Annotated in this window: 15 protein-coding genes; 12 read left to right on the forward strand and 3 right to left on the reverse strand. The window is 57.1% G+C overall.

The window, feature by feature from the left end; genetic code table 11:
* Positions 1-36: 36 nt before the first annotated feature.
* Complete coding sequence (locus COL8621_RS00640) at positions 37-609, reverse strand: LabA-like NYN domain-containing protein (RefSeq protein WP_093965278.1); 573 nt, start codon at positions 607-609, stop codon at positions 37-39.
* A 108-nt stretch (positions 610-717) separates the two neighbouring features.
* On the opposite strand from COL8621_RS00640, the gene folK reads away from it, so the two are divergent.
* The 11 genes from folK to recO all read left to right on the forward strand — a co-directional run bounded on the left by folK (position 718) and on the right by recO (position 9,471).
* Positions 718-1,344, forward strand: coding sequence for a 2-amino-4-hydroxy-6-hydroxymethyldihydropteridine diphosphokinase (gene folK, locus COL8621_RS00645; protein ID WP_093965281.1), 627 nt, complete (start codon positions 718-720; stop codon positions 1,342-1,344).
* A gap of 71 nt (positions 1,345-1,415) precedes the next feature.
* The gene (rpoZ, locus tag COL8621_RS00650) at positions 1,416-1,769 is read left to right on the forward strand and encodes a DNA-directed RNA polymerase subunit omega (RefSeq protein ID WP_093965283.1); all 354 of its coding nucleotides are present in this window, start codon (positions 1,416-1,418) and stop codon (positions 1,767-1,769) included.
* Between the two features lie 30 nt (positions 1,770-1,799).
* Complete coding sequence (locus tag COL8621_RS00655; protein WP_093965286.1) at positions 1,800-3,926, forward strand: RelA/SpoT family protein; 2,127 nt, start codon at positions 1,800-1,802, stop codon at positions 3,924-3,926.
* Between the two features lie 22 nt (positions 3,927-3,948).
* On the forward strand, positions 3,949-4,596 hold the full coding sequence (locus COL8621_RS00660) for a DUF2062 domain-containing protein (protein WP_093966846.1): 648 nt from the start codon (positions 3,949-3,951) through the stop codon (positions 4,594-4,596).
* 40 nt (positions 4,597-4,636) lie between these two features.
* Positions 4,637-5,404, forward strand: a complete 768-nt coding sequence (locus COL8621_RS00665; protein WP_093966847.1) for a pyridoxine 5'-phosphate synthase — start codon at positions 4,637-4,639, stop codon at positions 5,402-5,404.
* 124 nt (positions 5,405-5,528) lie between these two features.
* Positions 5,529-5,930 (forward strand): holo-ACP synthase, encoded by a 402-nt coding sequence (gene acpS, locus COL8621_RS00670; RefSeq protein WP_093965289.1) that lies wholly within the window; start codon positions 5,529-5,531, stop codon positions 5,928-5,930.
* Between the two features lie 58 nt (positions 5,931-5,988).
* Positions 5,989-6,777 carry a signal peptidase I gene (lepB, locus tag COL8621_RS00675; RefSeq protein WP_093965291.1) on the forward strand — a complete coding sequence of 263 codons (789 nt, stop codon included), beginning with the start codon at positions 5,989-5,991 and terminating at the stop codon, positions 6,775-6,777.
* Positions 6,774-7,463 carry a ribonuclease III gene (gene rnc, locus COL8621_RS00680; protein WP_093965294.1) on the forward strand — a complete coding sequence of 230 codons (690 nt, stop codon included), beginning with the start codon at positions 6,774-6,776 and terminating at the stop codon, positions 7,461-7,463. Before lepB ends, rnc begins: the two co-directional genes overlap by 4 nt.
* A complete protein-coding gene (era, locus tag COL8621_RS00685) occupies positions 7,456-8,370 on the forward strand; it encodes a GTPase Era (RefSeq protein ID WP_093965297.1) in 915 nt (304 codons plus the stop codon). The genes rnc and era overlap by 8 nt, the downstream gene beginning before the upstream one ends.
* Positions 8,367-8,696 carry a DUF1491 family protein gene (locus COL8621_RS00690; protein WP_093965300.1) on the forward strand — a complete coding sequence of 110 codons (330 nt, stop codon included), beginning with the start codon at positions 8,367-8,369 and terminating at the stop codon, positions 8,694-8,696. The genes era and COL8621_RS00690 overlap by 4 nt, the downstream gene beginning before the upstream one ends.
* Positions 8,697-8,745: 49 nt before the next feature.
* On the forward strand, positions 8,746-9,471 hold the full coding sequence (gene recO, locus COL8621_RS00695) for a DNA repair protein RecO (protein WP_093965303.1): 726 nt from the start codon (positions 8,746-8,748) through the stop codon (positions 9,469-9,471).
* Here recO and COL8621_RS00700 read toward each other — a convergent pair.
* Positions 9,462-9,878 (reverse strand): META domain-containing protein, encoded by a 417-nt coding sequence (locus COL8621_RS00700; RefSeq protein ID WP_235823671.1) that lies wholly within the window; start codon positions 9,876-9,878, stop codon positions 9,462-9,464. The genes recO and COL8621_RS00700 overlap by 10 nt on opposite strands.
* A 70-nt stretch (positions 9,879-9,948) precedes the next feature.
* Complete coding sequence (locus COL8621_RS00705) at positions 9,949-11,640, reverse strand: acyl-CoA dehydrogenase family protein (protein ID WP_176438410.1); 1,692 nt, start codon at positions 11,638-11,640, stop codon at positions 9,949-9,951.
* Positions 11,641-11,807: 167 nt separating this feature from the next.
* Here COL8621_RS00705 and COL8621_RS00710 point away from each other — a divergent pair, with 167 nt between their 5' ends.
* Positions 11,808-12,578: a sulfite exporter TauE/SafE family protein gene (locus COL8621_RS00710; protein ID WP_093965308.1), complete on the forward strand. Its 771-nt coding sequence runs from the start codon at positions 11,808-11,810 to the stop codon at positions 12,576-12,578.
* Positions 12,579-12,631: the final 53 nt, after the last annotated feature.

Here is a 12,631-nt window from a genome sequence, read left to right on the forward strand (position 1 = left end):
GCCAAAAAAAACCGGAGCACTTGGCTCCGGCTTTTATCATTCGTCTGTCGCGTATTCCATCGGCTGGTCAGCACGTGGTTCACGCGGCGGGCGGCCAAGAACATCTTTCAACTCGTCCAGTTCGATGAAGTTATCGGCCTGGCGGCGAAGTTCGTCGGCTATCATAGGAGGCTGAGAGCGGATCGTCGAAACGACGGATACGCGCACGCCTTGGCGCTGCAGGCTTTCGACAAGCGGGCGGAAATCACCGTCGCCAGAGAAAAGCACAATGTGGTCCACATGTGGGGCAAGCTCCATGGCATCGACGGTAAGTTCGATATCCATGTTACCTTTTACTTTACGCCGGCCTTGGCTGTCTGTGTATTCCTTGGCCGGTTTCGTCACCATGGTGAAGCCGTTGTAGTGCAGCCAGTCAACCAGTGGGCGAATTGGAGAGTAATCGTCATTCTCCAATAGTGCGGTGTAGTAAAAAGCACGAAGAAGCTTGCCACGACGCATGAATTCCTGTCGAAGCAATTTGTAATCGATGTCGAAGCCGAGCGCTTTTGCCGCTGCATAAAGGTTCGAACCATCAATGAACAGCGCCAGCCGTTCGTCTCTGTAGAACATTAATAATCCTTCCGGTAATGCGTTCTGCGATGCGTGAGTGGTGTTTGTGAGTGGTGTAAGAAGTAGTATTTACACGCAGAACACACCTGAGTTAGGGGAATTTTTGGCATGTCGCAACCCTCGCGCCGTCACCAAAACGACATACTATCCAATGGAAATTTAGACCTATCCTTAATAGCTATAGGTTCTAACGTAACGTCACTACTTGGCAATCCCGAAGATTTGGTTTTAGGCGCCGTGACTTCCCTTCCGTCAGATTCTATCCGTCTGATTGCCATCAGCTCCCTCTACACAACCCCAAGCTTTCCGGCGGGCTCTGGCCCCGATTTTGTGAACGCGGCCGCAGTGATCGAGTCGGATTTATCCGCGCATGAACTCCTTTTGCGGTTGCACGAAGTTGAACATAATTTTGGCCGATCAAGGGATGTTCGATGGGGCGCGCGAACGATTGATATGGACCTACTGGCTTGTGGTTCTTCGGTTTTTCCCGATGTTGAAACCGTCCGCAAGTGGCAGGACATGCCGTTGGAAGAACAGATGACAGTTGCCCCTTCGGAACTGATTCTCCCTCATCCGCGGATGCAGGATCGGGGGTTCGTTTTGGTGCCTTTGGCCGAAATTGCACCCGATTGGGAGCACCCAATACTGCATCGCAGCGTGTCTCAGATGCTTGATGCGCTTCCAGATAGGGAAAAAGCGCCTATTCGCAGGCTTTCATCGGCTAATTTGGGCTAATCTGCCCTTGTCAAGAAGTTTGCGACTCAATAGATAGAGCTTTCCACCTTCCAGATGGATTGGAGAATTTCATGGCCCGCGTGACGGTTGAAGATTGCGTTGACAAGGTTCCTAACCGGTTTGAACTGGTTATGCTTGCCGCCCATCGGGCGCGTGAGATCGCTGCTGGTGGGGCGCTCACCGTAGATCGTGATAACGACAAAAACCCTGTCGTTTCCCTGCGTGAGATTGCGGATGAAACACAGTCGGCTGACGAACTGCGCGAGCGCATGATCGAAAGCAACCAGACCCAGATCGAAGTTGACGAGCCTGAAGAAGACTCGATGGCACTTCTTATGGGTGGTGAAGCTGACAAACCCGCCGATGACGATATGTCGGAAGAGAAACTGCTGCGCGCTCTGATGGAAGCGCAGGGGCAAAAGTAAGGGGTTAACCCCCGATTGGATGCGGACCGAATGCCGAGGATCGATGTCGAAGACCTGATCTCGCTGGTCCGCAACTATAACCCAAAGACAAACGAACAGTTGCTGCGCACCGCCTATGACTATGGCGAGCGCATGCATGACGGCCAGCTTCGTCAATCGGGTGAGCCGTATTTCACCCACCCTGTCGCTGTCGCTGCTATTCTGACGGAAATGCAGCTGGACGATGCGACGATCATCACCGCGCTTCTGCACGACACGATCGAAGATACCAAATCCACCTACAGTGAAATCGCCTCCATGTTTGGGGACGAGGTTGCCGAACTGGTGGATGGTGTTACTAAGCTGACCAACCTTCAGCTGTCTTCGTCCGAAACTAAGCAGGCCGAAAATTTTCGTAAGCTGTTCATGGCGATGTCCAAAGACCTGCGGGTGATTTTGGTGAAGCTGGCGGACCGTCTGCACAACATGCGCACGATCAAATCGATGCGCGCGGAAAAGCAGGCGCAAAAGGCGCGCGAGACGATGGATATCTACGCCCCGCTTGCCGGGCGCATGGGTATGCAGTGGATGCGCGAAGAGCTGGAAGATCTGGCCTTTCGCGTGCTGAACCCAGAAGGGCGCAATTCGATCATCCGCCGCTTTATCACGCTTCAGCGCGAAACCGGCGATGTGGTTCACCAGATTACTCAGGACATCCGGACAGAGCTGGAAAAGGCCGGGATCGACGCCGACGTGTTTGGCCGCGCGAAAAAGCCTTATGCGATCTGGCGCAAGATGCAGGAAAAGAACCAAGGCTTTTCCCGTCTGTCCGACATCTATGGCTTCCGGGTGATTACGCGGAACGAAACTGACTGTTATCGTGTGTTAGGCTCTATTCACCGCCGCTGGCGTGCTGTGCCCGGCCGGTTCAAGGATTACATCAGCCAACCCAAGACCAACGGCTATCGTTCGATCCACACAACTGTTTCGGGTCGTGACGGTAAGCGGGTAGAGGTGCAGGTTCGCACCCGTCAGATGCACGAAGTTGCCGAAGCTGGCGTTGCCGCGCATTGGTCATACCGTGATGGTGTGCGCGCTGAAAACCCGTTTGCGGTTGATCCGGCGAAATGGTTGGCGGCCCTGAACGAACGGTTTGGCAACGCTGAAGACCATGATGAGTTTCTGGAACACGTCAAACTAGAGATGTATTCCGATCAGGTCTTTTGCTTCACCCCAAAAGGCGACGTGGTGAAGCTGCCCAAGGGGGCGACGCCGCTGGATTATGCCTATTCGATCCACACGCGGATCGGCGACAGTTGCGTCGGGGCTAAGGTCGATAACATCCGGGTTCCCCTGTGGACCCGTCTGAAAAACGGCCAGTCGGTCGAGGTTATCACGGCCGAAGGTCAGCGGCCTCAGGCCACTTGGATCGACATCGTGGTGACCGGGCGTGCCAAGGCGGCGATCCGCAAGTCCCTGCGCGAAGAAGACCGCGAGCGGTTTATTAAGCTGGGCCGTGAACTTGCCCGGGTCGCATTTGAACATGTGGGCAAAAAGGCGACCGACAAGGCGCTGAAAACCGCCGCCAAGACGCTGGGTATTGAAGACGCGTCCGAGATTTTGGCGCGGCTTGGCAGCGCAGAAATGCGTGCGCAAACCGTCGTTCAGGCGCTTTATCCTGATCTTGTCGCCAATACCGATGACGAGGTGGACGCGGAACGGGCCGTTGTTGGCCTTTCCTCGGATCAAAGTTTTACGTTGGGCAAGTGTTGCCAACCCGTCCCGGGCGAGCGCATCGTGGGAATCACCTACCGCGGCCGTGGCGTTGTTGTGCATGCTATCGATTGCCCCGGTCTTGCAGAATACGAAGAACAGCCAGATCGCTGGGTCGACCTTCATTGGGATGCGGGGAAACATTCCGCGTCTCATACCGTTACAATGAACGTGACGATCCGTAATGATGCGGGTGTGTTGGGGCGAATCTGTACCCTGATTGGCGAGCAGAAAGCCAACATTTCCGATCTGCACTTTGCGGATAGAAAACCGGATTTTTACCGCCTGTTGATCGACGTCGACTTAAGAGATGTGGAGCACCTGCACACGGTCATGACCGCGCTTGAGGCCGACACTGATGTCGCGGCCATCGAACGCTTCAGGGATGCGGATCGCAAGCTCTGAACTGCCAAAAGGAACCTATGGCTTGGTATTCAAGCGCCGAAATAAACCCTCTTTGATGCAATCCGTTCTGGGTTTCATCTATCCGCGCGGCGGATGGGGGCGGGCGTTTCATTACATTCGGCATAGGGTTCATCGGTTGCCAGACAGCCCCGAACGCATCGCGCGTGGCATTTTTGCCGGGGTCTTCACCGCATTCACGCCGTTCTACAGTCTGCATTTTCTGGTTGCCGCTGTGATTGCACGGCTGATGAACGGGAATATCCTTGCGGCGCTTGCGGGGACGTTTTTTGGAAACCCGCTGACCTATCTTCCGATCGGGGTGGTGTGCCTTAAGGTTGGTCACTTCATGCTGGGAACCGAGTTTGAGGGGGAATTGGACGAATCCCTGATCGACAAGTTCTTTGGCGCGGCGGATGACCTGTTTGAGAATTTCTTGGCGCTGTTCACCGACGCAGAGGCGAACTGGTCCAACCTGTCACGCTTTTATGACGAGGTGTTCATGCCCTATCTGGTGGGCGGCATCATACCGGGCATCGTTGCGGGGCTGATTGCGTATTACCTTAGTGTGCCGGTGATCACGGCCTATCAAAAACGTCGTCGCGGTCGCATCAAACAAAAGCTTTCCGAGCTGCGCGAAAAAGCAGCCGGGAAGGTTGATGAAGGCGCGTGAACCCTGTCTAACTGCGCGGGCAACGGTAGGGGCTGGGAAGATGGCTGAAAACGTAAAAGCGCCGCTTGGGCAATTGCGCCTTGGGGTGAATATCGATCACGTCGCAACGGTACGTAACGCACGGGGAAGCGAATATCCCGATCCCGTGCGCGCCGCAAAGATCGCAGAGCAGTCGGGTGCTGATGGTATCACGGCGCATTTGCGCGAAGATCGCCGGCACATCTCGGACGCGGATATCGAAGCACTGATGGATGCGCTGACCCTGCCGCTGAACTTTGAAATGGCGGCGACGGCGGAAATGCAGGCCATTGCGCTGCGCCACAAACCTCATGCGGTGTGCATCGTCCCCGAACGCCGTGAAGAGCGTACGACCGAAGGTGGGCTAGAGGTCGCGCGCGAAGAAAACAGTCTTGCGCATTTCATCGCCCCCTTGCGCGATGCGGGGTGCCGGGTTTCCATCTTTATTGCCGCCGATCAAAGCCAGATCGAAGCGGCCGCCCGTATTGGTGCTGCGGTGATTGAGCTGCATACAGGCGCGTATTGCGATGCCCATGCCGAAGGCCGGTTTGATGATCGTGATAACGAACTGGCACGCTTGCGCGACATGTCGGCCTTTGCGCATTCCCTTGGGTTGGAGGTCCACGCAGGCCACGGCCTGACCTATGATACGGTCAAGCCAATCGCGGCGATCCCCGAGGTGATGGAGCTGAACATCGGTCACTTTCTAATCGGAGAGGCGATCTTTCTGGGGCTTACCCCGGCCATTCATGAAATGCGTCGTCTTATGGATGAGGCGCGGGCAGAATAAGCGCCGCGCGGGTGCACGGGCCGGTCTGCCTTGCGATGGTTTGCCCAAGCTGGCAGTTTGCACGATGAAATCAGGCGAATGCTGACACTCGTTGAACGGCGGCCTCTGTGGGAAACATCCTTTTATGATCCTTGGTATCGGCACCGATCTGGCGAACATCGAACGTATTCAGCGTGTGCTTGACCGACATGGCGACAGGTTCCGCAATCGTGTGTTCACCGACGAAGAACAGCGCAAGGCTGAACGCCGTGCCGATACTGCGGGAACCTATGCCAAGCGGTGGGCCGCGAAAGAGGCGTGCTCTAAGGCGCTTGGCACGGGGCTTCGCATGGGGATTGCGTGGAAAGACATGGCAGTGTCGAACCTAGAAACCGGTCAGCCTGTGATGGCGGTAACCGGCTGGGCGGCAGAGCGTTTGGCGGAAATGACGCCCGCGGGCCACGAAGCCATTGTTCACGTCACTTTGACGGACGATCACCCATGGGCACAGGCATTTGTGGTGATCGAAGCACGGCCGCTTACTTGACTCCCTACCGCTGCCCGCTCATGTAGCGGGGAACATCTAATTTGTCAGGGCAGGGTTCATGACCAGCGATGAAAAGACGGACGGCGGTATCGTCGAAACGATTAAGACGGTTGTCTATGCTCTGCTGATTGCAGGCATCTTTCGCACGCTGTTTTTTCAACCCTTCTGGATTCCGTCTGGCTCGATGAAAGACACCCTGTTGGTCGGTGACTTTCTGTTCGTGAACAAGATGGCCTATGGCTATTCCCAATACTCTTGCCCGTTCAGCGTTTGCCCCATCGAAGATCGCCTGCTTGGCTCAGAACCAGAGCGCGGCGATGTCGTTGTGTTCCGTCACCCGGTGAACGGATCTGACTTTATCAAGCGCCTGATCGGTCTGCCCGGTGACACGATCCAGATGATCGACGGTGTGCTGAACATCAACGGAGAGCCGGTGAAGATGGTGGCCGAAAGCCCATTCATCGAAACCTTCACCAAGCAGGGGCCGCTTGGGTACTATCCCAAATGTTCCAACGGGCCCGTTGGGGAAGGCGGCACTTGCGAAAAAGAACGCTTTACCGAAACGCTTCCAAACGGCGTAAGCCACAGCACCCTTAACGTTCGCGATGGTCTGTTTTCCGACAACACCAAGGTGTTTTCGGTTCCCGAAGGCCACTATTTCTTCATGGGTGATAATCGCGACAATTCAGAAGATAGCCGGTATTCCCAAGTCAGTGGTGGCGTCGGCTTTGTGCCTGCGAAGTATCTGATTGGCCGCGCTGATCGTATCATGTTCTCGTCCGCCGGGCGTTCGCTGTTCTATTTCTGGACGTGGCGCGCGGACCGTTTCTTCAAGGCTGTTGAGTGAAACTATCTGCCGATCTTCAAGACTTCGCCAAACGGCTTGGGCATCGCTTTGCGAAGCCTGAACTGTTGGTGCGTGCGGTAACGCATTCGTCCATCTCATCCCCCACGCGGCCCGATAACCAGCGGCTGGAATTTCTGGGCGACCGGGTGCTTGGTCTTGTGATGGCCGAGGCGCTTTTGGTCGCTGACACTGGTGCCAGCGAAGGGCAACTTGCACCGCGGTTCAACGCGTTGGTACGCAAAGAAGCCTGTGCCGAGGTCGCGCGCGAGATTGACCTTGGTGCCGTGCTAAAGCTGGGCCGTTCAGAAATGATGTCGGGTGGTCGCCGCAAAGAGGCGCTTCTTGGTGACGGGATGGAGGCAGTGATTGCCGCCGTCTATCAAGACGCTGGGTTTGAGGCGGCGCGTGATGTTATCCTAAAGCTGTGGGGCCAGCGGGTAACCACCGTTGATGCCGACGCACGAGACGCAAAGACCGCGTTACAGGAATGGGCACAGGCGCGGGGCCAACAGCCGCCGCGCTATGTCGAAGTTTCGCGCGAAGGGCCGGATCATGCTCCGGTTTTCCAAATTGCGGCGCGGCTGGAATCTGGCGAAGAGGCGCAAGCCTCTGCTGGGTCAAAGCGCCAAGCAGAACAAGCCGCGGCAAAAGCGCTGCTGGATAGAATGGAGGCCGGGAATGGCTGACACACGCGCGGGCTTTGTTGCCCTGATTGGTGAGCCGAACGCAGGCAAATCCACCCTTTTGAACCGCATGGTCGGGGCGAAGGTTTCAATCGTTACGCATAAGGTGCAAACCACGCGGGCCCGTATTCGCGGCGTCGCGATGGAAGGCGATGCGCAAATCGTGTTTGTCGACACGCCGGGCCTGTTCCGCCCGCGCCGCCGGCTTGATCGTGCGATGGTTGCCGCCGCTTGGGGCGGTGCAGCCGACGCTGATATCGTCGTGCTTTTGATCGAAGCGCACCGGGGTATCACCGAAGGCGTCGAAGCCATTCTGGACGCGTTGAAAGAACGCGCGACCGAAAATCAGATCGTGGCTTTGGCGATCAACAAGATCGACCGGGTCAAGGCAGAGGTGCTGCTGGATCTGACCTCAAAACTGAACGAAGCCTATCCGTTCGCCCAAACCTTTATGATTTCCGCCGAACGTGGCCACGGCGTGGATGACCTGCGTGAATGGCTTGCGGCACACCTGCCCAAGGGCCCGTGGCTGTACCCCGAAGATCAGATCGCTGACCTGCCGATGCGTATGATCGCGGCCGAAATGACGCGCGAAAAGCTGACGCTGCGCCTGCACCAAGAACTGCCTTACCAGCTGACCGTAGAGACAGAGAAATGGGAAGAGCGTAAAGACGGCTCTGCCCGGATTGACCAGATCATCTATGTCATGCGGGATGGGCACAAAGGAATCGTGCTTGGCAACAAGGGCGAAACGATCAAGGCCGTCAGCCAAGCCGCCCGTGCCGAGATTACCGAGTTTCTGGGCCGCCCCGTTCACTTGTTCCTGCAGGTGAAGGTGCGCCCGAACTGGCTGGAAGAGTCAGAGCGGTATTCCGAAATGGGCTTGGATTTCAAAGACGGAAATTCATGACGCGGCTAACGGCCGAGTTTTGGGTTCAAGCCTATTTGGCACGGCTTCGTTTGGTCGATATCCCTGCCTTTGTGACGTCCCGCGGTGATAACAGTGCGGGCGCGGTTCTGGTGAAACTGAACACGCTTGATGGCAGGGCGCAGGCGTTTCAGCGTTCGTTTGACCTGATGACGGGAGAGCGCGCCTGGGTCACGCTCGCAGAGGGCGATGAAGCAGACGTTGACGCCTCAATCGCGAAACAGGCCAGCTTTGACCCCGACCTTTGGGTGATAGAGGTCGAAGACCGTCAGGGGCGTCATTTGCTTGATGAACAGGGCCTTTCGTGACTTTCTAGCCCATGGTGGCAAATTCATTGCGAATTGGGGGTAAGACCCGATGGAATGGCGGGATCAGGGTGCGCTGTTAAGCGTGCGGCGGCACGGAGAGACTTCGGCGATTATCGAAGTGTTCACACCGCAGCATGGTCGCCACGCGGGTGTGGTGCGTGGGGGAACCAGCCGAAAGATCGCGCCGATTTTGCAGCCCGGCGCGCAGCTTGATCTGACGTGGCGCGCGCGGCTGGACGAACACATGGGCAGCTTTACGGTCGAACCCATCCGATCCCGCGCGGCATCGGTGATGGGTGATCGCCTGTCACTGGCTGGGCTGAACGCCGTCACCGCGATGCTGCTGTTCACCTTGCCCGAGAGAGAGGCCCACCCCGCGCTTTATGCGCGATCGATCACGATGCTCGATTTGTTGGGGCATGCTGATGCGTGGCCCTTGGCCTATCTGCGGTGGGAGGTGGCGTTGCTGGAGGAAATGGGTTTTGGCCTTGATCTGACCCGCTGTGCCGTCACGGGCAGCCGTGATGATCTGGCCTATGTCTCGCCCAGAACCGGGCGGGCGGTCAGCGCCGAAGGGGCCGGGGAGTGGGCTGATAAATTGCTTCCGTTGCCGATGTGCCTGTTGGGGCAAGGCCCGGTAGAGGCCGACGAAATTCGGGACGGGCTGCGCACGACAGGTCATTTCCTAGGGCAATGGTTGGCGCCGTCCCTTGGGAACAAGCCGTTGCCAGAAGCGCGTCAGCGGCTGATCGACCTGCTGGATCGTCACTTCTGAGCGGTGAACACCATCTCTGCGCCAGCTTCGTTTGATAAGATCAGCGTGTCGCCCTGCACTTCGGCCAAAGTCATTTCGCCAAGGGCGCTAAAAAAGGCCTGCTCTTGCTTTAATTCGGGACATGCGCGTTTGGTTGAGGTCAGCGGCCCGGTTCCAAACCACGGATACGGTTTGGTCTGACTGCCCATAAACACGTTGCAGGGCGCGCGACCGGAAATCCGGCCTGGTTCGGGAAACGAAAGCGTGGCGTTTGCGGAAAATGTATCGCCGTTCAAAGAGGTGAGTACATAGATCGCGCTGCGGTCCGCATAGCCCGAAATGGTTTCATCCGCTTGGCACGCGGTCAGCCATAGCAAAGAGAAAAAGATCACACGCAGCATTGGCGAAATATGCCAAACGTCAATCATTCCGGCAAGCGCTGGGGTGAATGCAAAAAGGCCGGCCCGATGAAGGCCGGCCTTTGAAAATGTGGTTCGCTTAACCCAGTACGCGGCGCGCGATGACCTGAGCCTGGATTTCAGCAGCCCCTTCAAAGATGTTCAGAATACGCGCATCACACAGGATGCGGCTGATCTGATATTCCAGCGCGAAACCGTTGCCGCCGTGGATTTGCAGCGCGTTATCTGCGCAAGCCCACGCCACGCGAGCCCCCAACAGTTTCGCCATACCAGCCTCGAGGTCACAGCGGCGGTCGTGGTCTTTTTCCCATGCGCTGAAATAGGTCAACTGACGTGCAACCATGATTTCCACAGCCATCATCGCCAGCTTGCCGCCCACACGGGGGAAGTTGATCAGTGACTTGCCAAACTGTTTGCGGTCCAGCGCGTATTGCATGCCGACCTCAAGCGCGTTTTGGGCAACGCCGACAGCGCGGGCGGCTGTTTGGATGCGCGCGCTTTCGAAGGTTTGCATCAGCTGCTTAAAGCCTTGGCCTTCAACGCCGCCCAGAAGGTTTTCACCCTTAATTTCGAACCCGTCAAAGGCCAGTTCGTATTCCTTCATGCCGCGATAGCCCAGCACCTCAATCTCGCCGCCGGTCATGCCGGGGGTGGGGAAGGGGTCGGCGTCGGTGCCCGGCGTTTTTTCAGCCAAGAACATCGAAAGACCTTTGTAATCGGTCGTGTCCGGGTCAGTCCGCGCAAGCATTGTCATCACATGGGTGCGGGCCGCGTGGGTGATCCATGTTTTGTTACCAGTGACTTTGTAATCGTCGCCCTCTTTCACAGCGCGGGTACGCAGGCTGCCAAGGTCGGACCCGGTGTTGGGTTCGGTGAAAACGGCAGTTGGCAGGATTTCGGCGCTGGCCAGTTTGGGCAGCCAGTTGGCTTTCTGTTCGTCCGTGCCGCCGCACAGGATCAATTCGGCGGCGATTTCCGAACGCGTGCCCAATGAGCCAACACCGATGTATCCGCGCGAAAGCTCTTCTGAGACGACCACCATCGAGGCTTTGGACAAGCCGAAGCCGCCGAACTCTTCGGGGATGGTCAGGCCGAACACGCCCAGTTCGGCCAGCTCTTCGATGATTTCCATCGGGATCAGTTCGTCCTTCAGGTGCCATTCATGGGCATTGGGGACGACGCGTTCATCCGCGAAACGGCGGAACTGTTCGCGGATCATTTCAAGTTCTTCGTCCAGCCCGGTAGAGCCAAAGGTGGCGTGGCCGTGGTTGTCTTGCATCAACTCAACCAATCGCATGCGCGCGACCGAGGTGTTGCCGCCGTCGCAAAGCGCGGTGATTTCAGCGGTGTCCAACACCGACTGTTCGGTGCGGGAAAGGCCCATGTCTTGAAGGCGGGCCATTTCGCCTTGGCTCATCGGGATGCCGCCCTGAATCTGGGTCAGGTATTCGCCGAACGCGATTTGAAGCAACAGTTGCTCCATCTCTCCGAGTTGGCCGTCGGTGTTCAGCTTGTTGGCCCAAGCGTGCATCTGGCGCAGGGCTTCGACATAGGTCGCCAGCCATGCCAACGCATGCGCACCGTGCTGTTCAGCCTCCAACGCGGCACCGGATACGCGCCCATCGACGGTCAGCGCTGTGCGCATCTTTTCGGTGGCAGTGGCAAGCAGAGCCTCGACCGGGCCGACGGCGGCACCAGTCAGTTTCAGAAGGTCGGGAAGAATTGCGTTCTTTACGTCGTTCTGGGGCATGTCCTGTCCATCATGTGGCATGGTGAGGCTCCTAATTTCTTGGTTCAGTCTGGCATATTCACTTTGCAGGTGCAGCGCAACAAAAATTCAACACAGGCAGTGGTTTTGAAGCAATGTGTCGCGCCCATATTTGCGGTGCAGCATGATCTGATCCACGATATAGCGGTAAAAACAGAAAAGGCTGCCCGATGGAGACTGTAATTTTCGGACTGCCGCTGGCGCTTTTTGTCGCGGCGATCATCGTATCCGTCTTCGCGGGATTCGTGAAAGGCGCCGTGGGATTCGCGATGCCGATGGTCATGATCTCGGGGTTTTCGATGTTTCTGCCCGCGCAAACAGCACTGGCCGCTTTGATTTTCGCCACGGTGCTAACGAATGTTGCACAGGCATTTCGGCAAGGCCCGCGGGCGGCAATCGATTCCCTAGTGAAGTATAAGCGCCTGATCGGGGTGTTGGTGGTGTTCATCTTCATCAGCGCGCCGTTGGTAACGATCCTTCCGGCGTGGCTTTTGTATTTGCTGCTGGGTGTTCCGATCCTGTTGTTTGCCGTCACGCAGTTGATGGGGCGGCAGCTGACCCTAAGCGCGGAACGTCGAAACCGGGCAGAGGTCTTGATGGGCGCGGTCGCCGGGTTTTTCGGCGGCATTTCCGGGGTCTGGGGCCCGCCGATCGTTGCCTATCTTTTGTCGTTCAACACCGAAAAGGCCGAAATGGTTCGTGTGCAAGGCGTTGTGTTCTTGATCGGCGGCGTTGTGCTGTTGGGCTCGCACCTGACGTCGGGCGTGTTGAACGCGCAGACGATTCCGTTGTCGGCGGCGCTGATCATACCTGCGTCGGTGGGGATGTGGTTGGGGTTTCGGGTGCAAGACCGGCTTGATCCGGTGAAGTTCCGAAAGGCAACGCTGGCCATTCTGGCGATTGCCGCGCTGAACTTGGTTCGAAAGGGCCTGATGGGCTAAGAAAAACGCCCCGGTCGATTTGACCGAGGCGTTCCAATTCTTACCAACGATTG

It is taken from the genome of Actibacterium lipolyticum, assembly GCF_900184935.1.
Taxonomy (GTDB): Bacteria; Pseudomonadota; Alphaproteobacteria; order Rhodobacterales; family Rhodobacteraceae; genus Actibacterium_A; species Actibacterium_A lipolyticum.

Excerpts from the sequence above, each read along its gene's own strand:
- COL8621_RS00640 (WP_093965278.1), bottom strand. The coding sequence starts at position 609 with ATGTTCTACAGAGACGAACGGCTGGCGCTGTTCATTGATGGTTCGAAC.
- folK (WP_093965281.1), top strand. The coding sequence starts at position 718 with ATGTCGCAACCCTCGCGCCGTCACCAAAACGACATACTATCCAATGGA.
- rpoZ (WP_093965283.1), top strand. The coding sequence starts at position 1,416 with ATGGCCCGCGTGACGGTTGAAGATTGCGTTGACAAGGTTCCTAACCGG.
- COL8621_RS00655 (WP_093965286.1), top strand. The coding sequence starts at position 1,800 with ATGCCGAGGATCGATGTCGAAGACCTGATCTCGCTGGTCCGCAACTAT.
- COL8621_RS00665 (WP_093966847.1), top strand. The coding sequence starts at position 4,637 with ATGGCTGAAAACGTAAAAGCGCCGCTTGGGCAATTGCGCCTTGGGGTG.
- acpS (WP_093965289.1), top strand. The coding sequence starts at position 5,529 with ATGATCCTTGGTATCGGCACCGATCTGGCGAACATCGAACGTATTCAG.
- lepB (WP_093965291.1), top strand. The coding sequence starts at position 5,989 with ATGACCAGCGATGAAAAGACGGACGGCGGTATCGTCGAAACGATTAAG.
- era (WP_093965297.1), top strand. The coding sequence starts at position 7,456 with ATGGCTGACACACGCGCGGGCTTTGTTGCCCTGATTGGTGAGCCGAAC.
- COL8621_RS00690 (WP_093965300.1), top strand. The coding sequence starts at position 8,367 with ATGACGCGGCTAACGGCCGAGTTTTGGGTTCAAGCCTATTTGGCACGG.
- recO (WP_093965303.1), top strand. The coding sequence starts at position 8,746 with ATGGAATGGCGGGATCAGGGTGCGCTGTTAAGCGTGCGGCGGCACGGA.
- COL8621_RS00700 (WP_235823671.1), bottom strand. The coding sequence starts at position 9,878 with ATGATTGACGTTTGGCATATTTCGCCAATGCTGCGTGTGATCTTTTTC.
- COL8621_RS00705 (WP_176438410.1), bottom strand. The coding sequence starts at position 11,640 with ATGCCACATGATGGACAGGACATGCCCCAGAACGACGTAAAGAACGCA.
- COL8621_RS00710 (WP_093965308.1), top strand. The coding sequence starts at position 11,808 with ATGGAGACTGTAATTTTCGGACTGCCGCTGGCGCTTTTTGTCGCGGCG.